Source organism: Streptomyces sp. NPDC057638, assembly GCF_042800315.1.
In the GTDB taxonomy this organism is placed as follows: domain Bacteria; phylum Actinomycetota; class Actinomycetes; order Streptomycetales; family Streptomycetaceae; genus Streptomyces.
Genome location: NZ_JBHVHF010000056.1, coordinates 12,904 through 32,897, shown reverse-complemented (window position 1 = coordinate 32,897; position 19,994 = coordinate 12,904). Strand labels below are relative to the sequence as shown.

21 protein-coding genes and 1 tRNA gene are annotated in these 19,994 nt (G+C 71.4%); 8 read left to right on the top strand and 14 right to left on the bottom strand.

Annotated features, from left to right (window positions below; genetic code table 11):
• Positions 1-33 precede the first annotated feature (33 nt).
• Positions 34-705, bottom strand: a complete 672-nt coding sequence (locus ACFVIM_RS11175; protein ID WP_384300415.1) for an ANTAR domain-containing response regulator — start codon at positions 703-705, stop codon at positions 34-36.
• A 98-nt stretch (positions 706-803) separates the two neighbouring features.
• Between ACFVIM_RS11175 and ACFVIM_RS11170 the strand changes: the two genes are divergently transcribed.
• Positions 804-876 (top strand) — tRNA-Leu (locus ACFVIM_RS11170).
• 60 nt (positions 877-936) lie between these two features.
• On the opposite strand, the gene pyk is transcribed toward ACFVIM_RS11170, so the two are convergent.
• The 4 genes from pyk to ACFVIM_RS11150 all read right to left on the bottom strand — a co-directional run bounded on the left by pyk (position 937) and on the right by ACFVIM_RS11150 (position 6,149).
• The gene (pyk, locus tag ACFVIM_RS11165) at positions 937-2,370 is read right to left on the bottom strand and encodes a pyruvate kinase (RefSeq protein WP_384300414.1); all 1,434 of its coding nucleotides are present in this window, start codon (positions 2,368-2,370) and stop codon (positions 937-939) included.
• A gap of 122 nt (positions 2,371-2,492) precedes the next feature.
• The gene (locus ACFVIM_RS11160; protein ID WP_384300413.1) at positions 2,493-3,197 is read right to left on the bottom strand and encodes an SIMPL domain-containing protein; all 705 of its coding nucleotides are present in this window, start codon (positions 3,195-3,197) and stop codon (positions 2,493-2,495) included.
• 127 nt (positions 3,198-3,324) lie between these two features.
• Entirely contained in the window at positions 3,325-4,743 is a 1,419-nt protein-coding gene (locus ACFVIM_RS11155; protein WP_384300412.1) for a lysine N(6)-hydroxylase/L-ornithine N(5)-oxygenase family protein, read from the bottom strand.
• Positions 4,740-6,149, bottom strand: coding sequence for a pyridoxal phosphate-dependent decarboxylase family protein (locus ACFVIM_RS11150; protein ID WP_384300411.1), 1,410 nt, complete (start codon positions 6,147-6,149; stop codon positions 4,740-4,742). The genes ACFVIM_RS11155 and ACFVIM_RS11150 overlap by 4 nt, the downstream gene beginning before the upstream one ends.
• A 247-nt stretch (positions 6,150-6,396) precedes the next feature.
• Between ACFVIM_RS11150 and ACFVIM_RS11145 the strand changes: the two genes are divergently transcribed.
• Together ACFVIM_RS11145 and ACFVIM_RS11140 are read left to right on the top strand one after the other, a co-directional pair.
• Positions 6,397-6,489, top strand: coding sequence for a putative leader peptide (locus ACFVIM_RS11145; RefSeq protein WP_384300410.1), 93 nt, complete (start codon positions 6,397-6,399; stop codon positions 6,487-6,489).
• A gap of 135 nt (positions 6,490-6,624) precedes the next feature.
• On the top strand, positions 6,625-8,049 hold the full coding sequence (locus ACFVIM_RS11140) for a sulfatase (RefSeq protein WP_384300409.1): 1,425 nt from the start codon (positions 6,625-6,627) through the stop codon (positions 8,047-8,049).
• 54 nt (positions 8,050-8,103) lie between these two features.
• On the opposite strand, the gene pepN is transcribed toward ACFVIM_RS11140, so the two are convergent.
• Positions 8,104-10,614, bottom strand: a complete 2,511-nt coding sequence (pepN, locus tag ACFVIM_RS11135; RefSeq protein ID WP_384300408.1) for an aminopeptidase N — start codon at positions 10,612-10,614, stop codon at positions 8,104-8,106.
• A 312-nt stretch (positions 10,615-10,926) separates the two neighbouring features.
• Here pepN and ACFVIM_RS11130 point away from each other — a divergent pair, with 312 nt between their 5' ends.
• Positions 10,927-11,850: an LLM class F420-dependent oxidoreductase gene (locus tag ACFVIM_RS11130; protein ID WP_384300407.1), complete on the top strand. Its 924-nt coding sequence runs from the start codon at positions 10,927-10,929 to the stop codon at positions 11,848-11,850.
• A 134-nt stretch (positions 11,851-11,984) separates the two neighbouring features.
• On the opposite strand, the gene ACFVIM_RS11125 is transcribed toward ACFVIM_RS11130, so the two are convergent.
• The 3 genes from ACFVIM_RS11125 to ACFVIM_RS11115 are packed head-to-tail and all read right to left on the bottom strand — an operon-like array spanning position 11,985 to position 12,958.
• The gene (locus ACFVIM_RS11125) at positions 11,985-12,344 is read right to left on the bottom strand and encodes a hypothetical protein (RefSeq protein WP_384300406.1); all 360 of its coding nucleotides are present in this window, start codon (positions 12,342-12,344) and stop codon (positions 11,985-11,987) included.
• Positions 12,345-12,347: 3 nt separating this feature from the next.
• Positions 12,348-12,767, bottom strand: a complete 420-nt coding sequence (locus ACFVIM_RS11120; RefSeq protein WP_384300405.1) for a hypothetical protein — start codon at positions 12,765-12,767, stop codon at positions 12,348-12,350.
• On the bottom strand, positions 12,764-12,958 hold the full coding sequence (locus tag ACFVIM_RS11115; RefSeq protein WP_384300404.1) for a hypothetical protein: 195 nt from the start codon (positions 12,956-12,958) through the stop codon (positions 12,764-12,766). The genes ACFVIM_RS11120 and ACFVIM_RS11115 overlap by 4 nt, the downstream gene beginning before the upstream one ends.
• 395 nt (positions 12,959-13,353) lie before the next feature.
• On the opposite strand from ACFVIM_RS11115, the gene ACFVIM_RS11110 reads away from it, so the two are divergent.
• Positions 13,354-14,805: a hypothetical protein gene (locus ACFVIM_RS11110; protein ID WP_384300403.1), complete on the top strand. Its 1,452-nt coding sequence runs from the start codon at positions 13,354-13,356 to the stop codon at positions 14,803-14,805.
• A gap of 9 nt (positions 14,806-14,814) precedes the next feature.
• Complete coding sequence (locus ACFVIM_RS11105) at positions 14,815-15,327, top strand: hypothetical protein (RefSeq protein WP_384300402.1); 513 nt, start codon at positions 14,815-14,817, stop codon at positions 15,325-15,327.
• Between the two features lie 34 nt (positions 15,328-15,361).
• On the opposite strand, the gene ACFVIM_RS11100 is transcribed toward ACFVIM_RS11105, so the two are convergent.
• Genes ACFVIM_RS11100 through ACFVIM_RS11090 form a run of 3 tightly spaced genes read right to left on the bottom strand, consistent with a single transcriptional unit; the run spans position 15,362 to position 16,400 of the window.
• On the bottom strand, positions 15,362-15,784 hold the full coding sequence (locus ACFVIM_RS11100; protein ID WP_384300401.1) for a hypothetical protein: 423 nt from the start codon (positions 15,782-15,784) through the stop codon (positions 15,362-15,364).
• 5 nt (positions 15,785-15,789) lie between these two features.
• On the bottom strand, positions 15,790-16,209 hold the full coding sequence (locus ACFVIM_RS11095) for a hypothetical protein (protein ID WP_384300400.1): 420 nt from the start codon (positions 16,207-16,209) through the stop codon (positions 15,790-15,792).
• Positions 16,206-16,400, bottom strand: a complete 195-nt coding sequence (locus ACFVIM_RS11090) for a hypothetical protein (protein ID WP_384300399.1) — start codon at positions 16,398-16,400, stop codon at positions 16,206-16,208. Before ACFVIM_RS11090 ends, ACFVIM_RS11095 begins: the two co-directional genes overlap by 4 nt.
• Positions 16,401-17,089: 689 nt before the next feature.
• Here ACFVIM_RS11090 and ACFVIM_RS11085 point away from each other — a divergent pair.
• Positions 17,090-18,133: a tetratricopeptide repeat protein gene (locus ACFVIM_RS11085; protein WP_384300398.1), complete on the top strand. Its 1,044-nt coding sequence runs from the start codon at positions 17,090-17,092 to the stop codon at positions 18,131-18,133.
• 29 nt (positions 18,134-18,162) lie between these two features.
• On the top strand, positions 18,163-18,693 hold the full coding sequence (locus ACFVIM_RS11080; protein ID WP_384300397.1) for an NUDIX hydrolase: 531 nt from the start codon (positions 18,163-18,165) through the stop codon (positions 18,691-18,693).
• Between the two features lie 25 nt (positions 18,694-18,718).
• Here ACFVIM_RS11080 and ACFVIM_RS11075 read toward each other — a convergent pair whose 3' ends face one another.
• Positions 18,719-19,045, bottom strand: a complete 327-nt coding sequence (locus ACFVIM_RS11075; RefSeq protein WP_384300396.1) for a chorismate mutase — start codon at positions 19,043-19,045, stop codon at positions 18,719-18,721.
• Positions 19,046-19,056: 11 nt separating this feature from the next.
• Complete coding sequence (locus ACFVIM_RS11070; protein WP_384300395.1) at positions 19,057-19,941, bottom strand: helix-turn-helix domain-containing protein; 885 nt, start codon at positions 19,939-19,941, stop codon at positions 19,057-19,059.
• Positions 19,942-19,994 lie beyond the last annotated feature (53 nt).

Sequence of the window (19,994 nt, the reverse complement as noted above, 5' to 3'; positions counted from 1 at the left end):
GCCCGGGGCACCGCGCCCCCGTGTGCCAGGGGACTACTGGTCCCCCTTGGCCTGCTCTCCCTTGGCCGCCTTCTTCTCGGCCGAGTCCTCGATGACCGCCTCCGCGACCTCCCGCATCGACAGTCGCCGGTCCATCGAGGTCTTCTGGATCCAGCGGAAGGCGGCGGGCTCGGTCAGCCCGTACTCGGTCTGGAGGATGCTCTTGGCGCGGTCGACCAGCTTGCGGGTCTCCAGCCGCTGGCTGAGGTCGGCGACCTCCTTCTCCAGCGCCTTCAGCTCGGTGAAGCGGGAGACGGCCATCTCGATGGCCGGGACCACGTCGGTCTTGCTGAACGGCTTGACCAGATAGGCCATCGCCCCCGCGTCGCGGGCGCGCTCGACCAGATCGCGCTGGGAGAAGGCGGTGAGCATCAGGACCGGGGCGATGGACTCCTCGGCGATCTTCTCGGCGGCCGAGATCCCGTCCAGGACCGGCATCTTCACATCGAGGATGACCAGGTCGGGCCGGTGCTCACGGGCCAGTTCGATGGCGCGTTGGCCGTCTCCGGCCTCGCCGACGACCGCGTACCCCTCCTCTTCCAGCATCTCCTTGAGATCGAGGCGGATCAGGGCCTCGTCCTCCGCGATGACCACCCGGGTCGTCTGCGGCGGAGTGTGCGACGCGTCGTCGTCGGCGATGGGCTGGGGCGAGTCGGGGGCGGTCACGGGACTCCTCATTCCAGGCAGGGTGCTCCCCATGAGACTACCCAGCTCCTGTAAGGTGGGGGCACAAAGGGTGGCACACATCCTTTGTTTCAAAGGGCGCCCCGGTAGCCCAGCGGTAGAGGCAATGGTCTCAAACACCATCCAGCGTGGGTTCGAATCCCACCCGGGGCACTTTACCTTTACTTCCATGGTCACGAATTAGGCCCCTCTTCGGAGGGGCCTCTTCGCTGTTCAGCGTCGGCCGTCGTCCTCGCCAATGCGATGAATACGGACCAGATTGGTGGAACCGGCTACTCCGGGCGGGGATCCCGCAGTGATCACGACGATGTCCCCGCGCTCACAGCGGCCGATCCGCAACAGCTCCTCATCGACCTGCGCCACCATGGCGTCGGTGGAGTCCACCCAGGGACCGAGGAAGGTCTCCACCCCCCAGGTGAGATTGAGCTGGGAACGGGTCGCCGGGTCCGGAGTGAAGGCCAGCAGCGGGATCGGCGAACGGTAGCGGGAGAGCCGCCTGACCGTGTCTCCGGACTGGGTGAAGGCGACCAGGAACTTGGCGCCCAGGAAGTCCCCCATCTCGGCCGCCGCGCGGGCGACCGCGCCGCCCTGGGTACGCGGCTTGTTCCGCTCGGTCAGCGGCGGCAGCCCCTTGGCCAGGACGTCCTCCTCGGCCGCCGCGACGATCCGGCTCATCGTACGGACCGTCTCCACCGGGTACTTGCCCACGCTGGTCTCGCCCGAGAGCATCACCGCGTCGGTGCCGTCGATGACCGCGTTGGCCACATCGGACGCCTCCGCCCGGGTGGGCCGGGAGTTGTCGATCATCGAGTCCAGCATCTGGGTGGCGACGATGACCGGCTTGGCGTTGCGCTTCGCCAGCTTGATGGCGCGCTTCTGGACGATCGGCACCTGCTCCAGCGGCATCTCCACGCCCAGATCGCCCCGGGCGACCATGATGCCGTCGAAGGCGGCCACGATCTCCTCGATGTTCTCCACCGCCTGCGGCTTCTCCACCTTGGCGATGACGGGGACCCGGCGCCCCTCCTCGTCCATGATCCGGTGGACGTCGGTGATGTCCCGGCCGCTGCGGACGAAGGAGAGGGCGATGAGATCCACCCCGATGCGCAGCGCCCACCGGAGGTCCTCGATGTCCTTCTCGGAGAGCGCGGGCACGGAGACCGCGACACCGGGGAGGTTGAGCCCCTTGTGGTCGGAGACCATGCCGCCCTCGATCACCCGGGTGCGCACCCGGGGGCCGTCCACGGCGGTGACCTCCAGGGTGACCTTGCCGTCGTCCACGAGGATCCGCTCACCCGGGGTGACATCGTTGGCGAGACCCGCGTAGGTGGTGCCGCAGATCTCGCGGTCGCCCTCGGTCTCCTCGACGGTGACGGTGAACGTGTCCCCGCGCTCCAGCAGCACGGGCCCCTCACGGAAGCGCCCCAGCCGGATCTTCGGCCCCTGGAGGTCGGCGAGGACCCCGACGCTGCGGCCCGACTCGTCGGACGCCTTGCGCACCCGGTGGTAGCGCTGCTCGTGGTCGGCGTAGAGACCGTGGCTGAGATTGAAGCGGGCCACGTCCATTCCGGCGTCGACCAGAGCCTTGATCTGTTCGTACGAATCGGTGGCGGGGCCCAAGGTACAGACGATTTTCGCTCGGCGCATGGCGTGAGCCTACGCTCACCGGACCGGTGGGGCATTGGCCGCGTGTGACGACTCAACGGCCTTTGGATGAAAGGTTATTGACAAGCGTTGAATTGTGCGGACGCGCGCTCCGATGAGCGAATTCAGTGCTCCGGACGGGTGAGATCGGGGGGTGTCGCGGTGAAGTGGGCCGTGACCACGGCGGACACCCACTGGGGCTCGGGTTCGAGGTCGAGGACGGCCTCGGCCTCCGCGAGAAAACGTCCGCCCGCGCCCCGGGGGCGGGGCATCATGTCGTCGTCGGGGACATCGCTCAGCTCCACCAGCGCCACCAGCCGGGAGCCGAGCGCCTCCGCGTACTCACGGGCCCGGCCGACCGCCTCCCGGACGGCGCGGCGGCGGACCTCCGCGTGGACGGGCGAGTCGGGGCGCAGCCGCCACCAGGGCCCGCCGAGGTCGGTCAGCTCCAGCTCGGCCAGCCCGCTGACCAGTTCACCGAGAACCGACGGCACGAAGAGCTCCACGGTGAGGGAGACCTCGCCCACATAGGCGCGGACCCGTTCGCCCCGGCCGCGCGAGGACAGCTCGGGGGTGACCCGCAGCTCCCCGCTCGAAGCCCGCGCCTCGTCCCCGTAGGAACGGACCAGCTCCAGCGCGGCGGCGTTGCGGCGGGTGAGGTCGGCGAGGACGGCATCGCGGTCACCGCCCCGGGCCCGCACCGTGACCCGGATGCCGACGCTCTCCGGGGCGACCTCCATCGACGCCACCCCGCGCACCGAGATCCGGGGCGTCGCCGGGGTGCCGAACGCGACGGGCGCGGTGGTGAGGGGGGTGGGTGCGTCGGTCACGGCGGGCTCCCTGCTGTGGGCGCGGATCCGCTCACCCGGACGGGAGTCACTCCCGCCCGGGTGAGCCGTCGGATGCCTCCACCCTGCCATCCCGGGCGTACGGAGGGGACCACCCCGCGCGGCTCGGCTAGATCCCCTGGCGCAGCGGGGTCAGCCGTTTCGCCGGGGCCGGGACCCTCGGGGCCTCGCGGCGCTCCAGGCCGAAGCTGGTGAACGCGGTGCGGCGCGGCATCGGATAGGGCTCCTCGCCCGTGAGCGAGTTGAGGACGCACGCGCCGCGCCAGGCCGCCAGGCCCAGATCGGGCGCGCCGACGCCGTGGGTGTGGGTCTCCGCGTTCTGTACGTACACCGAACCGGTCACCGAGTCGTCCAGGATCATCCGGAACTCGGCGTCGATCCGGGGCCGTCCGGAGGAGTCATGCCGCAGATAGGGATCGAGCCCGGCCAGCAGGGTCTCCGCCGGGCGCTGGCGGTAGCCGGTGGCCAGGACGACGGCGTCCGTGGTGAGCCGGCCCCGGGTGCCCTGCTGGAGGTGTTCCAGATGGAGTTCGACCCGGGTCGTCGCGATCCGCCCCGCCGTCCGGACACCGACTCCGGGGGTGAGGACGGCGTCCGGCCAGCCGCCGTCGAGCGTACGGCGGTACAGCTCGTCGTGGATGGCGGCCAGGGTGTCCACGTCGATCCCCTTGTGGAGCTGCCACTGGCGCGGCACCAGCCGGTCCCGGGTCTGCTCCGGCAGGGCGTGGAAGTAGCGGCTGTAGTCGGGGGTGAAGTGTTCGAGACCGAGCTTGCTGTACTCCATCGGCGCGAACGCCTCCGTACGCCCCAGCCAGTGCAGCCGCTCGGCGCCCGCCGGACGGGCGCGCAGCAGATCGAGGAAGATCTCCGCGCCGGACTGCCCGGAGCCGATCACGGTGATGTGCCCGGCGGCGAGCAGCTCCTCCCGGTGGTGGAGATAGTCCGAGGAGTGGATCACGGGCACGGCCGCGCTCCGCACCAGCGGGCGCAGCGGCTCGGGGACGAACGGCTCGGTGCCGATGCCGAGGACGATATGCCGGGCGTGGGTGCGGCCGAGCGCCTGCGCCTCCCCGTCCTGGTCGAGCTGGGTGAAGTCCACCTCGAACAGCCCCCGTTCCGGGTTCCAGCGGACCGCGTCCACCTGGTGGCCGAAGTGGAGTCCGGACAGGCCGTCACCGACCCAGCGGCAGTACGCGTCGTACTCCGCCCGGTGGATATGGAACTTCTCGGCGAAGTAGAAGGGGAAGAGCCGCTCGCGCGAGCGCAGATAGTTGAGGAAGCTCCACCGGCTGGCCGGGTCGACCAGGGTCACCAGATCGGCGAGGAACGGCACCTGGAGCGTGGCGCCCTCGATCAGCAGCCCGGGATGCCAGCTGAAACGCGGCCGCTGCTCGAAGAAGGCGGTGCTGAGCGGCGTCGTGATCCCGTCGGCGAGGGCCGCCAGGGAGAGGTTGAACGGGCCGATGCCGATGCCCACCAGGTCGTGGGTGCGGTCCAGGTCCGGCGCGGGTGCGGGCGAGGCGGTCATGGGGTGCCTTCCACGAGTTCGATCAGGTGGTTCAGGTCGCCGGGGGTGGCGTGCGGGTTGAGGAGGGTCGCCTTGAGCCAGAGCCGTCCATCGGCGCGGGCCCGGCCCAGGACGGCACGGCCCTCGGTCAGCAGGGCGCGGCGGATCGCGGCGACCCGGTCGTCATCGGCGTCCTCGGGACGGAAGAGGACGGTGGTGAGGGTGGGCCGCCGCCACAGTTCCAGCCCGGGACGGGTCTCGATCAGGTCGGCGAGAAGCTGGGCGCGCTCGGCCACCCGGTCCAGCAGCGCCGCCAGCCCGTCCCGGCCGAGCGCGCCGAGCGTGACCGCGATCTTCAGCACATCGGGGCGGCGGGTGGTGCGCGGGGAGCGACCGAGGAGATCGGGCAGGCCCGCGTCGGTGTCGTCGTCCGCGTTCAGATAGTCGGCGGTCAGCGCGAGCGGGGCGAGCCGGGAGTGGTCGGCGACCACGAAGAGCCCGGCGGCCACCGGCTGCCAGCCGAGCTTGTGCAGATCGAGCGTGACCGAGTGGGCCCGCTCCAGGCCGTCCAGGAGGGCGCGGTGGGCGGGGCTGAAGAGAAACGCTCCGCCATAGGCGGCGTCCACATGCAGCTCGGCGCCATGGCGGGCGCACACATCGGCGAGGGCGGGGAGCGGGTCGATCCGGCCGGTGTCGGTGGAGCCCGCCGTGGCGACGACGAGACGGGGGCCGGGGGGAAGAGCGGTGAGCGCCGTGTCGAGGGCGGCGGGGTCAAGACCGCCCGCGTCGGCGCCGCCCTTCACCTGGGTGGCGTTGGCCGCCGGGACCGCCAGCGGGTCCGGCAGGCCCAGCAGCCAGGCGGCGCGGCGTACGGAGTGGTGGGTGCCGGTGGAGCACACCACCTGGAGCGGGCGGTCCGGACGGCGCTCGCGGGCGAGGAGCAGCGCGAGCTGGTTGGACTCGGTGCCACCGCTGGTCACCAGCGCGTCGGGTAACGCCGCCGCCGGGTACACCTCCCGCGCGAGCACACCTGTCACCAGGCGCTCCAGCTCGGAGGCGGCCGGGGCCTGGTCCCAGGAGTCCAGTGACGGGTTCAGCGCGGAGGCCGCGAGATCGGCGGCGACCGCGAGCGCGAGGGGCGGGGTGTGCAGATGCGCCGCACACAGGGGATCCGCCGGATCGGCGGCGCCGAGCGCCACCGCGCGGACGATCCGCGCGAGCGCGTCCTCGGCGCCGGTGCCATGGTCGGGGAGTACGGCTCCGAGGGCGCGGCGGGTGTGCTCGGCGACGGCGGCCGGGCCGCCGGGCGGAAGCGGACCACCGCGCTCCGCCGCGCCCTTGGCGAGGGCGGTGAGCACGGTGTCGAGGAGGGGACGCAGGGCGGTGGGGCCGTGAGGGCCGCCGGAGAGGGGGGTGTCGGGGGGCATACGGGTCCTTCGGGCGGGTGCGTTCGGGTCACCCCCGCGTGGGAGGGGGTGCGCGTGGTGTCCAACGAGTGGGAACGGGAGGTGGTATTGGGCGGGGCCGGGGCGTGGCCCTCGTGCCGGGCGGGCGGGCCGTCGTGGGCCGGGGCTCCCGTGTGGCCCGGGCCCTCGTGCGTGGCGGGCCCCTGTGGCCCAGCCGTGGGAAGGGTGGGGCGTTGACAGGGGGGAGGGGATCGGGGAGGGTCTGGGGATGCAGCCACTGGGTGACCTGCGGGTCCTTCTTGTGGAGCGCCGCCACGTCGACCTGGTCCGTGTCGCGAGCGCCATCTGTCGTCGCGTCTGACGCACCCCGCCACTCCCTGAGTTCTCCTCAGTCCCCCGGCTGATCCGGCATGTCCCGGACCGCCGTTCCCCTCGCCCTGGCGGCCCCGGACCGGCCGCCGGGTGCGGACTCGCACTCCTGCCCTGGAGCACCCCTGTGACCTCTGTCGACCCTTCCCTGTCCCGGCGTGCCTTCGGCGGTTCCGCCGCCGGGGCCGTGGCGGCCCTCGGGCTCTCCGCCACCGACGCCTCCGCCGAGAGCGGTGGAGCCGCCTTCACCGAGCGCCCGTTCCGTGCCGCCCCCGCGCCCGGCCGGGGTGCCCGCCGCCGCCCCAACATCCTGTTCATCCTGGGCGATGACCTGGGATGGGCCGATCTGTCCTCGTACGGCGCCCCGGAGATCCGTACCCCGCATCTGGACCGGCTCGCCCGGCAGGGTGTGCGGTTCACCGACGCGTACAGCGGCTCGGCGACCTGCTCGCCCACCCGGTTCAGCCTCTACACCGGCCGCTATCCGGGCCGTACCAGGGGCGGGCTCGCCGAGCCGATCGCGGACCGGTCGGTGGGGCTCGAACCCACTCATCCCACGCTCGCCTCGCTGCTGGGTGACGCGGGGTACCGTACGGCGCTCATCGGCAAGTGGCACTGCGGCTATCTGCCCGACTACAGCCCCACCCGCTCCGGCTGGGACGAGTTCTTCGGCAACTTCGGCGGGGCGCTGGAGTACTACTCCAAGCTCAGCTCCCGGGGTGAGTACGACCTCTACGAGGGCGACGCCGAGTACCACGATCTGCGCTACTACACCCGGATCCTGACCGAACGGGCCGTCGAGTATGTCAGCCGCGACCATGAGCGCACCCCCTGGCTGCTCAACCTCAACTTCACCACCCCGCACTGGCCGTGGATCGCCGACGGTGACGAGGAGACCAGCGCCGAGATCGTCCGGCGGATCAAGGCGGGCGAGCGGCGGCCGCTGTTCCACCAGGACGGGGGCTCGCTCGCGAAGTACCGGCAGATGGTCGAGGACCTGGACCGCTCGATCGGCCAGGTGCTCACCGCCCTGCGGCGGTCCGGTCAGGAGGAGGACACCCTGGTCTTCTTCGCCAGCGACAACGGCGGCGAACGCTTCTCGTACAACTGGCCGCTCAGCGGCAACAAGGGCTCGCTCCTGGACGGCGGCATCCGGATCCCCTCGATCCTGCGCTGGCCCGCGCGGATCGAGGGCGGGCAGGTCAGCCGGATACCGGTGTACTCCCCCGACTGGACGGCGACCCTGCTGGAGGTGGGCGGGGCGCGGCCGCATCCGGCGTACCCGCTCGACGGTGTCAGCCTCGCGGGCTATCTGCTGCGCGGCGCCGAGGCGCCCGAGCGCGATCTGTTCTGGCGGGTACGGGGGGAGCGGGCGCTGCGGCGGGGCGAGTGGAAGTACTACCGGGGCAAGGACGGCCGGGACCGCCTGCACCGGCTCTCGGAGGACCTCCGCGAGCAGGCCGACCAGGCCGCCGTACGGCCCGGGCTGCTGGCGGAGCTGCGGACGGCGTGGGAGCGGATCGACCGGGGGCTGCTGCCGTACCCCGTGTGAGCGGCGCGGGGGGGGCGGGCGCGGGCCCACCCCCCTGTCAGTCCCTGGTTTGGATCAGCCCCGGGCGTGGAGCGCGCGCTTCAGGTCGTCGACCTGGTCGGCGAGCTTGCGCCGCAGCGCGGGGATCATCTCCGCCTCCTTCAGACACTCCTCCCCCAGCGCCAGCGTCTGCGCGTCGACCGCGTACGCCGGGAAGGCGTGGAACCCGATGGCCTCCGCGATGGCCGGGCCCCGCCGCTGTGCCACCGCGACCGCGTCGGGGAAGAACCGGGGGATGTACTCCCGTACCAGCTCGTCCTGCTCCGGCTGCCAGAAACCGCGCGAGACCGCGCGTACCAGGTAGTTGGAGAGCGTGTCGGAGGTGAACAGCAGCTCCCAGGCGGCGGCCTTGGCCTCGGGGGTGGGGAGCGCGGCGCGGCAGCGGGCCGCGCCCTCCTGCCCGGTGGAGCTGGGGTCGCGCTCCCGTTCGGCCGCGATGGCGGCCTCGTCGGTGGCGCCGAGGACGGCGAGCCGGTACAGGACGCGCCAGCGCAGCTCGGGGTCCAGCTCCGGGCCGCCGGTGACGCTGCCGTCGGCGAGCCACTCCTGGATGGTCTCCGGCTGGGCGGTCGCGTCGATGAGGTGGCGGACGGCGATCAGCCGGAGCCCGCCGTCGCTGCCGTCCTCGGTGCGCCGCATCAGGTCGCGGCAGATCGCGCGGATCGCGGCCAGGGCGGCGGACCGCTCCTCCGTACCGCTGTAGCGGAGCGCGATCTGGGTGGTGGCGAAGGTGAGCACGCCCTCGGCGATGGCGAGGTCGTTCTCGCGCGGCAGATGGGCGCGGGCGGTCTCCAGATAGGCGGCGGGGGCGAGTTCGCCGTCGCGGACCATGTCACGGGCCGCGTTCCAGATCACCGCGCGGGTGAGCGGGTCCGGGATCCGGGAGAGCACCTGCCCCACGGTGGTCCAGGAGTGCGCGTCGAGCCGGATCTTGGCGTAGGTGGTGTCGTTGTCGTTGAGGACGACGAGCGCGGGGCGGCGGCCGGAGCGTTCGATGACGGCGTCGCCGGTGCCCTCGGCACCCGGTACGTCGATCTCGAAGCGGTCGCGCGCGGTGACGCGGTCCGGGTCGACCGGGTCGGTGTCATAGGCGCGGACGGAGATCCGGTGCGGGCGCTCACCGCTCCGGCCGACGGTGAGCGACCAGCCGCCGTCGGCCTCGGTGACGGCCGGGGTGAGGGTGTCGACCCCGGTGGTACGCAGCCAGCTCCCGGCCCAGGAGTGGACATCGCGGTCGGTGGCCTCGGCGAGGGAGTCGATGAAGTCGGCGAGGGTCGCGTTGCCGAACTTGTGCCGCTCGAAGTGGAGGTTGATCCCGGCGAGGAAGTCCTTCTCGCCCATCCAGGTCACCAGCTGACGCAGCGCGGAGGCGCCCTTGGCGTAGGAGATCCCGTCGAAGTTGAGCAGCGCGGAGGCGGTGTCCGGGACCGCGTCCGGGTCCGGGGCGACGGGGTGGGTGGTGGGCCGCTGGTCCGCGTCGTAGCCCCAGCCCTTGCGGTTGACGGCGAAGTCGACCCAGGTGTCGGTGAAGCGGGTGGCCTCGGTGAGGGTCTGGTACCCCATGTACTCGGCGAACGACTCGTTCAGCCAGATGTCGTCCCACCAGCGGAGGGTGACCAGGTCACCGAACCACATATGCGCCATCTCATGCGAGATGACCATGGCCCGGGTCTGCCGCTCGGTGTCGGTGACGGCGGAGCGGAAGACGTAGTCGTCGCGGAAGGTGACCAGCCCGGGGTTCTCCATCGCGCCCGCGTTGAACTCGGGCACGAACGCCTGGTCGTACGAGTCGTACGGATACGGCTCCTCGAACTTCTCGTGGTACCGGTCGAAGCACTGCCGGGTGATCTCGAACAGCTCGTCGGCGTCGGCGTCCAGATGGGGGGCGAGCGAGCGGCGGCAGTGGAGCCCGAACGGCAGCCCGGCGTGCTCGGTGCGGATGGAGTGCCAGGGCCCGGCGGCGACGGCCATGAAGTACGTCGCGAGCGGCGGCGTCGGGGCGCAGGTCCAGCGCCCGTCACCGTGGTGGGTGGCCACGCCGTTGCCCAGGACCGTCCAGCCCTCGGGCGCCGTCACCGACAGTTCGAGCACGGCCTTCAGGTCGGGCTGGTCGAACGCCGCGAAGACCCGCTGGACGTCCTCCATGAAGAGCTGGGTGTAGACATACGTCTCCCCGTCGGAGGGATCCGTGAAGCGGTGCATGCCCTCGCCGGTGCGCGAGTAGCGCATGTCCGCCTCGACGCTCAGCTCGTGCGCGCCCTCGGTGAGCCCGGTCAGCGCGAGCCGGTTCCCGTCGAGGGAGGCGGGGTCGAGCGCCTTCCCGTCGAGGGTGACGGAGCGCAGGACCGCGGGCTTGACCTCGAAGAACGTGTCCCCCTGCGCGCGGGCGGTGAACTGTATGACGGTGCGGGAGCCGAAGGTCTCCTCAGCGCCACCGGACGGCGTCAGGTCAAGATCGACGGAGTACCGGTGGACGTCGAGAAGCTGGGCTCGATTCTGCGCTTCCTCGCGCGTGAGTACGGACATGAGGGCCATGCTGCCTGATGAGGGGCGCCGAGCACATGGGGAATGGGTTGCGCTCTGAGCGCACGGGGGGTGGGGGCGGGGGCGCGCCGAGGCGCGGCCGCCGGGACGCCTGTCATCGAGGGCCAGCGGTCCGGGCGCCGTCATGGTCCACCGGTCCGCCCGCCGCGCGGAGCGGACCCGTCCGCCAACGCCAACGCCGGGGGCTCCCCGCGCCACCCACCGAACGCGCGGAGCAGGCCCCTACACACGACTGACATGAGGCTGTCACACGAGGCCGGAACGCGCGGTCGGCCGCCACGCGTTTCCCCTGACATGACCACAGGAGTAGCGCTCCACGCGAGCGACGCCGAGAACCAGGTCGACGCGACCGTCCAGCTCGCCCACGAGGCCGCGGCCGCCGGATTACGGTCGGCCTGGTTCGGCCAGACCTTCGGCGCGGACTCGCCCCTGCTCGCCGCGATCGTCGGGCGCGAGGTGCCCGGCCTCCAGGTCGGCACCTCGGCGATCCCCGTCTTCGGCCGCCACCCCCTGCTCGTCTCCAGCCAGGCCCAGACCGCCCAGGCGGCCACCCACGGCCGCTACCACCTCGGGCTGGCGCTCGGCACCAAGCACCTCACCGAGACGGGCTTCGGCATCCCCTACGAACGTCCCGTCGCGCGCCTGCGGGAGTTCCTCACCGCGCTGCGGCAGCTGACCGAGACCGGCGCCGCCGACTTCCACGGCGAACTGCTGACCGCGACGACACCGATCCCCGCGCGGGTGCCGGGCGCCGAGAACGGGGTGCCGCTGCTCGTCGCCGCGATGGGCCCCCAGGCGCTGCGCGTCAGCGGCGAACTGGCGGACGGGATCCTGCCCTATCTGGCCGGCCCCCGCGCCCTGAGCGAGCACATCGTCCCGGCGGTCACCGCGGCGGCGGAGGCCGCCGGGCGGCCCGCGCCCCGGATCGTCGCCCTCGTCCCCGGCGTGGTGACCGACGATGTCGACGCGGTACGGGAGAAGGCCGCCGAGCAACTCGCGTTCTACGAACAGTTCCCGTCCTACGCACGGGTGATCGGGCTCTCCGGTGGCCAGCGGGCCGTCGACGTGGCGGCCATCGGCGACGAGCGGACCGTCGCCGACGAGATACGGCGGTACCGGGACGCCGGGGCGACGGAGGTGGTGTTCTCGGAGACGGAGATCGCCGGAGAGGCCGACCGGCGGCGGACGTGGGCGCTGCTCGGGGAGCTGGCGGGCTGAGGGGCGGGGCCGCCTCGGGCGCCGTGAAGGAGTTATTGGGAAATCGTGAAGGTTGGGTGTGTGTTTTCCGCATGCGTTGAGGGAAGGAGGAGGTGCCGGGTCCGTGCGGTGTGCGCCCGCGCGGACCCGGTTCGCTAGCCGGGGCGGTGGTCGGGGCTCTGTTGCTGATGTCGGCGGAGGAGGACGCGGGCGTCGGTGGCGGCGGAGTGGTCGTGGGTGGTGCGGGCGCGGCGTTCGGCAGCCACGAGGTCGTCGCAGGTCGGGCAGGTGGGGGGCTGTTGTTCGTTGACGATCGGGTCGTTGGCTCGGGCGCGGAGGATGCGGGCTTCGCGGACGCCGCGTACCGGGAGTCCCCAGGTGGTGAGCTGCTTCTTCATCCAGGCGTCGGAGACGTGGTACTCGGCGGCGAGGGCCTTGATGGACTCGCCCTCGCAGTAGCGGGCGATGACGCTGGTCTTGTCGGTGTGGACGTGGTCGCGTCCGGTACGGGGCACGGCTCATCTCCTCGGGGTGCGAAGGCGGAAGAACGGACGGATGTACAGCACGCGGGCGGGACGGGGGCTGATCGCCAGGGTGTAGCGGTCCGGGCCATCCGGGATGACGACGGACACGGCCACGCCCTGATCGAGCCGAGCCCGCGCGGCACGGTCTTCGGCGGGATCGGTAGCCCACACCCGAATCTCGGTCGGAGCATCCGGCACGGGGACCTGTTCGCAGCGGGTGGTCCAGGGAGCCCGCGCCGGGTCAGGGTCCAGCCCGTCGGCCAGCCGCAACGCCTGCATCCGCAACCACGTCAGGGCCACGCCCTGCGAACGGGTCCGCAGAGTGCCCAGAACAAACGGAACGATCTCCCCCGACCCGTACACCGGGCCCTCAGCGATGACGTGACACAGGTACGCGACGGGCGGACCGCTCACGCCGGACCACCGTCCTCCAGCAGCCGCTCCAACTCGGCATCAAGCCGCGCCTGACACGCCTCGGCCTCAAGCCCCCGGCTCCACTCATCGACACAGTCCGCGTCCCAGCGCAGCCGCAACAGCTCGAACCCGAGCCCCAACCGCTCCTCAGCCGACCCGAGCGCGAGCAGCAGCCAGAGCCATAACCGCATCACGGCAACCGCCAGTGCGCGTGCTCCGCGTTGATCTCCCGCACCCGCTCACGCAACGACCGCAAGAGCGGTGATTCGCTCTCGCTACTCGTTACCTCCTGTTCGCCAGAGGGCGAGGGCGACGGCTTCGATTCATCCGGTTGTGGATTGGACGGCATGACGCACACCTCATGGCATTCGGTGACTGATCGGATTCCAGCGACCGTCGACCCAGCGCACGGGGCCAGCCTTGGTGTCAGCGGCAGACTTCCCGGCAGCTATGCCGACCCCATCAGCGTCGGCCGATTAGCGTCGCAGCGGCATGACCGACAGGGGTTACCGAGGCGGTAATACACTCGTTGTGGCTCCTGCAAGGCGCGCTTGCGTGCGTAGGACTGATCCGGAAGTCGGCCCGTATGGATGCCCATAACCCCGGTCCCCTTGCCCGTGATGTACTCGATCGACCAGACATTCGAGCAGCACTTATCGAGCATGACTTCGCTGCGGCCTTCGCCCTGATCAAGAAATGGGGCGGGCTCTCCCAGAACAAGATCGCGTCCGCTTGCCAGCTCACCCCCGGCAAGGTGTCCACGATCATCGGCGGTACCCACCGGGTCACCTCATTCGATGTGATCTGCCGAATCGCCGACGGGCTCCACATTCCCGGCCACATGCTCGGCCTCGCGGCCCGCCCCTGGGAAGCGCAACAACCCCCTTCCTCTCCCGAGCCGCCAACTCCGTCGCGACCTGACGAGGTCCCATGGCGCCCCGACACGACCGTGGAGCTGGCGACCGACCTGACGAGGAGCGAACTCGTGATGGATCGACGCACCATGACACGTGCCCTCACCGGAATGGCCGCGACCGGTACCGCTCTGCTGGACCCGCTGGAGGGATGGCTACAGCCACCAGCTTCTCCCGCGCGGGCCAGACACGGAGGACGTCTCGGCGCCCAGGACGTGGCCGAACTGGAGCAGACGGCACAAGAGCTGAAGCACTGGAGCCGCAGATACGGAGGAGGGCTGCGCCGGAAAGCCGTGCTCGGTCAGCTCAACGATGTCGCCGAAGCTCTGGACGAACACCAGACCTCAGCCGTGGAGACCGGCCTCTACCGGGTCATGGCACAGCTCGCGGGCACAGCGGCCTCGACGGCGTGGGACATGGGACTGCACGGCCGGGCACAGGACTACTACCGTCTCGCGCTTCGCGCCGCACACGCGGGCGGCGACAGAGTGCACGGCGCCAACATCCTGGCCGGCATGGCTCGGCAGATGCTCTACAACGGCCATCCCGATGACGCGCTCCAGCTCGTCCAGTTCGCCCAGGAGGGCGCCCGGGACGTCGTGGGACCCCGGGTTCAGGCGATGCTCCACACCCGGGAAGCCTGGGCCTATGCGGCACTCGGCAGAGTGGCGGGATTCGAGAGGGCGACCGCCCGCGCCCGCGAAGCCCTGGAGAACGCGGGCGGCGGAACGGATCCCGAGCCGTACTGGATCGCCTACTTCGACCACAGCGAGCTGTCCGGGGTGACCGGGTCCGGATTTCTCAACCTCGCCCGGCAGGCTCCCGAGCGGTATGCCGGACGGGCCGCCGACGAGTTCCGGACGGCCCTCGCCGTCAGCGGGCCTGAAGTGGGACCACGCGGCTACGCGCTCGACGTCATCAACCTCGCCGAATGCCTCTTCCTCCTCGGCGACACCACCAGTGCGGCGGACCAGACGGCCCGCGCCATCGAGGTAGCGCGGCAGACCCGGTCCGGCCGGGTCCGCGAGCAACTCACCCAGCTCTACCCGTACACGGTCGGGCACGACACCTCCCGCCCCCTGCGCGAGGCACGCAACAACATCCGTGACCTGCTGTCGACCTGAGGAGCGAGGATGACGACCCTGGCCGTGACCGGACACATGGACCTCACCGACGAGAGCGTCCCACTCGTGCGCGCGGCACTCCGTACCCTGCTCACCGCGTACGAGGACAACCTCACCGGAGTGTCCTGCATCGCCGCGGGCGCCGACTCCCTCTTCGCCGAGGAGGTCACCGCGCTCGGCGGCCGCCTGGTCGTCGTGATCCCGTCACGGGACTACCGGGCCAGAAAGGTGAAGCCCGCCCACGCCGCTCTCTTCGACCGACTCGTGGGCGTCGCCACGGACGTGGTCACGCTGCCGTACGAGACCGCCAACCGCGACGCCTACGTCTCCGCCAACGAGGAACTACTGAAGCGGGCGGACCGACTGATCGCCGTCTGGGACGCCACCCCCGTGTCGGCGTCGGGGAAGGGCGGCACGGCGGACACCGTGGAGCTGGCACGGGCCGCCGGAGTACCGGTGGACGTGGTGTGGCCCCAAGGGGCCGCGCGAAGAAGCGCCGTCGCCCCCGCCTCCACCGGGTGACCATCGGCCCCGTGAAGACAGGCCCGCCCCCAACTCACCCCGAGGTGCCCTCCACGCCCCGGGTCCGTGCGGTGTGCGCCCGCGCGGACCTGGTTCGCCAGCCGGGGCGGTGGTCGGGGCTGTGCTGCTGATGCCGCCGGAGGAGGACGCGGGCGTCGGTGGCGGCGGAGTGGTCGTGGGTGGTGCGGGCGCGGCGTTCGGCAGCCACGAGGGCGTCGCAGGTCTGGCAGGTGGGGGGCTGCGGTTCGGTCACGACGGGGTTCTGGGCTCGGGCACGGAGGATACGGGCCTCGCGGACGCCGCGTACGGGGAGCCCCCAGGTGGTGAGCTGCTTCTTCATCCAGGCGTCACTCACGCCGTACTCGGCGGCGAGGGCCTTGATGGAGGCGCCTTCGCAGTAGCGGGCGATGACGCTGGTCTTGTCGGTGTGGACGTGGTCACGTCCGGTACGGGGCATGAGGGTCACCTCGTGGTGCGGTTCAGGTGGAAGAACGGGCGGATGTACAGCACCCGGGCGGGTCGGGGGCTGATCGCGAGGGTGTAGCGGTCGGGCCCGTCCGGGATGACGACGGACACGGCGACGCCCTGGTCGAGCCGGGCACGGGCGGCGTGGTCCTCGGCGGGGTCGGCGGCCCAGACGCGTATCTCGGTGGGGGCGTCGGGGACGGGGATCCGCTCGCAGCGGGTGGCCCAGGGGGCGCGGGCCGGGTCGGGGTCCAGCCCGTCCGCGAGCCGCAGGGCCTGCTTCCGCAGCCAGATCAGGGCGATGTCCTGCGAGCGGGTACGGAGCGTGTCGAGGACGTACGAGACGATCTCGCCCGACCCGTAGACCGGGCCCTCAGCGAGGACCCGGCACAGGTACGCGACAGGCGGGCCGCTCATGCCGGACCACCGTCCTCCAGCAGCCGCTCCAACTCGGCATCAAGCCGCGCCTGACGCGCCTGGGCCTCAAGCCCCCGGCTCCACTCATCGACACACTCCGTGTCCCAGCGCAGCCGCAGCAGCTCGAACCCGAGCCCCAGTCGTTCCTCAGCCGCACCGAGCGCGAACGTGAGCCAGAGCCATAACCGCATCACGGCAACCGCCAGTGCTCGTGGTCCGCGTTGATCTCCCGCACCCGCTCCCGCAACGACCGCAACAACGGGGAGTCGGCCCTCGTGTCTGCCGGTTGGGGGTTCGTGTCCGTTGTGGAGTCGTTCGCACGATCAGGTGGAGGATCAACATCGCGCGCTGCTGGTGGAGTGGTTCGGTGAGGTTCACTCACGGTCATGGGGGTGTCCGTCCCTACCGGGAGAAGCTGTGGTGGCGCATCTCGGGGAGTGGCGCCCTGACCGCCGAGCAGCTGCCCGTGTCACCAGGGACTGATCGGTGTGAATCCACCCAACCGGTCCCGCACGCTCCCTCGAAGGCCCCAGGATGTAACCCCGCGTAGTCCTGCGTAACCCACGGGCGAGAGGGCCTGATGGTCATGGAGCGTTCCAGCCGCCGTATCGATCACCTCATCCGCGCCGCCTGCGAGCAACGTGGCTGGGGGCCCAGCAAACTCGCCAGGGAACTCGGTATCGCCGCAGGCCACGGCCCCGACGGAATGAGCCGCCAGTACGCGCGCAAGCTGCTGAGCGGGGACCGTAACCCCGGGCCGCACTGGATGCCGCACATCATGCGGGTCTTAGAGCTCGATCAACCGACCGAATTCCCCGTCCTGTCGGCCGATCACGTGGATACCGTGGCATCGATCCTGGCCCTAGGAAGGAGCGGACAAGTGGACCGACGCAGCTTCCTGACCACCTCGGGCGGCGGTGCCCTCGCCTTCCTCGGTATCCCCGACGCCGAAGCGGTCACCCGACGCGTCCACTCCGCGCCCGAAGGCGCCGTACGCGTCGGACAGGGCGAGGTCCACGCCATCGGCGAGATGGTGAAGGTCCTCGGCGACAGCGCCGCCGAATACGGCGGAGGTCACGTCCGCCACCTCGCCATCGGCTACCTCACCCACAACGTCGGCCCCTGGCTCGAAGGCCGCTACACCGAGACCACCGGCCGCCAGCTCTACGCCGCCACCTCACGCCTCTCCCACCTCATCGGCTGGATGAGCCACGACCACACCGACACCAGCGGAACCACCGCGACCGCGCGCGCCTACTACACCCATGCCTACCGGCTCGCCGACGAAGCCGACGATCCCGAACTCGCCGCCACCGCCCTGCGTGGACTCGCCGTCCAGGCCATGGACCTCGGCCCCCGACACCACCCCACCGCACTCGCCCTCGCCGAGAAGTGCGTCGAACACGCCCGCCACATCAGCGACCCACGCGTGAGCGCCTACTACCAGTCCACCCTCGCCGAAGCCGCCGCACTCGACGGCGACCACCGCCTCGCCGCCCGCAGCCTCGCCCACTCCCAGACCTCGATCGAGCGCACCGCCGACACCCCCACCGGCACCTCCTGGGCCTCCCACTTCACCATCGGCCGCTGGGCCCACGCCTCCGGCATGATCCTCGCCCGCATGGGCGACCTCCCCGCCGCCCAGACCCAGCTCCACCAAGCCCTCGCCGTCCACGGCCTCGACCGCCGCCGCAGCCGCGCCCACGTCCTCGGCCACCTCGGCACCCTTCACCTCCGCCAAGGCGACCTCGACGGCGCCCTCACCGTGTGGACAGAGTTCCTCGACACCGCCGACGGCGTCCACTCCACCCGCATCCGCGACACCGCCGAAGAAATCCGCCTCCGCCTCACCCGCTACCCCCACGACCCCGACGCCCAAGCCCTCACCCAACGAGCCACCACCCTCCTCACCCGCACAAGCTGAGGACAGACCACCGGCGAAAGGCGCACACCATGTCCGTATGGCGGAACCTGTCCGAGGAGACGGTCTACGAGAACCCGTGGTTCAGAGTCAATCTCGCCGACGTCGAGCTGCCGGACGGCAGGCACCTGGACCACTACGTGATCCGTCAGCGCCCGGTCGCCCTGGCCACCGCCGTCAACGAACGCGCCGAGGCCCTCCTCATCTGGCGCCACCGGTTCATCACCGACACCTGGGGCTGGGAGATGGCGGCGGGCGTCGTCGAGGACGGCGAGGACATCGCCGACGCGGCGGCTCGCGAGATGGAAGAGGAGACCGGCTGGCGCCCCGGACCCCTGCGCCATCTGATGACCGTCGAGCCCTCCAACGGACTGAGCGACGTCCGCCACCATCTCTACTGGGCCGACAAAGCCACCCACATCGGCGAACCCGAAGACGACTTCGAATCCGCACGACGGGAATGGGTCCCCCTCAAGCAGGTACCCGACATGATCGCGCGCGGCGAGATCCCCGCCGCCAACATGGCCGCCGGACTCCTCCTGCTCCACCACCTCGTGAAGTAAGGGCGACCCCCGCGCGCCCTCAGGCTCACCCCGAAGCCGCCGCCCCGCCCTCCTCCGCCAGCCGCTCGTGGTGCCGGATCACCTCCGCGATCACGAAGTTCAGCAGCTTCTCCGCGAAGGCCGGGTCCAGCTTGGCGCTCTCCGCGAGCTCCCGCAGGCGGGCGATCTGGCGGGCCTCGCGGCCCGGGTCGGCGGCCGGGAGGTGGTGGCGGGCCTTGAGGCGGCCGACCTGCTGGGTGGCCTTGAAGCGTTCGGCGAGCATATGGACGACGGCGGCGTCGATGTTGTCGATGCTGCCCCGCAGCCGCTCCAGCTCGGCCTGGACCTGGGGGTCGATGTCCTTCGTGGTCATGGTGGTCGAGCTTACGTGGAGCCGGTGGGGATCGTCGGAGGGTGTTCGGGGTGTGGGACACGGTCGCTCCAGCCGCCCGGGACCGTACGGGCCTGGCGTTCCCGGAACCGTACCGGCGCGGTGCCGACGCGGCGGGTGAAGAGGCGGGAGAAGTAGGCGGGGTCCTCGTAGCCGACGCGGCGGGCGACGGCGGCGACCGGCAGTTCGGTGCCCGCGAGGAGTTCCTTGGCGCGGCCGAGCCGGATGGAGAGCAGATAGTCCTTGGGGCTGCATCCGGCGCCCCGGCGGACGGCGGTGCGCAGCTCGGCCGGGGTCATGGCGTTGCGGGCGGCGTGTTCGGCGACGGAGATGGGGAGGTAGGCGTCGCGGGCGAGGGCGGTGAGGACGGGGTCACCGGCCGGGTTGGTGTCGGCGCGGGCGCGGCGCAGGGCGACGAGGAGTTCATGGACGGCGGCGCCGGTCTCGACTTCGAGCAGCGGGTTGCCGCGCCGGGCGGCGCGGGCGATCCTGCCGATGGCGGCGCGGGGCCCGGCCGCGTCGGAGAGCGGGACGACGGCCCGCCCGGTCTCGATGTAGCCGAGGTCGGTGTAGGTGGCGGTGGCCGGTCCGGCGAAGTCGACGAAGCTCTCGTCCCAGCCGTCGGGGCCGGGCCCGTAGTGGTGCGGCACCCCGGGCAGCAGCCAGATCAGGGCGGGCGCGGCGACCTCGGTGCGCGGTGAGTCCGGCGCCTGGTACCAGCCGCTGCCCGCGCTGATGACGATGGCGACATGGTGGTCCAGGACGCGCGGTCCGACCGCGGGCAGGGCGCCGTGCTGGAGGCCGACGCCGAGGCAGACCAGGCCGAGGCGGTGGTGCGCGGGGCTGGGAGTGAAGTACCGCATCCAGGTGTGGTACATCCGTGCCGCCCCTCCGCCGTCGCCCGTGCGTCCAACGAGTGTTGATCTTTGTC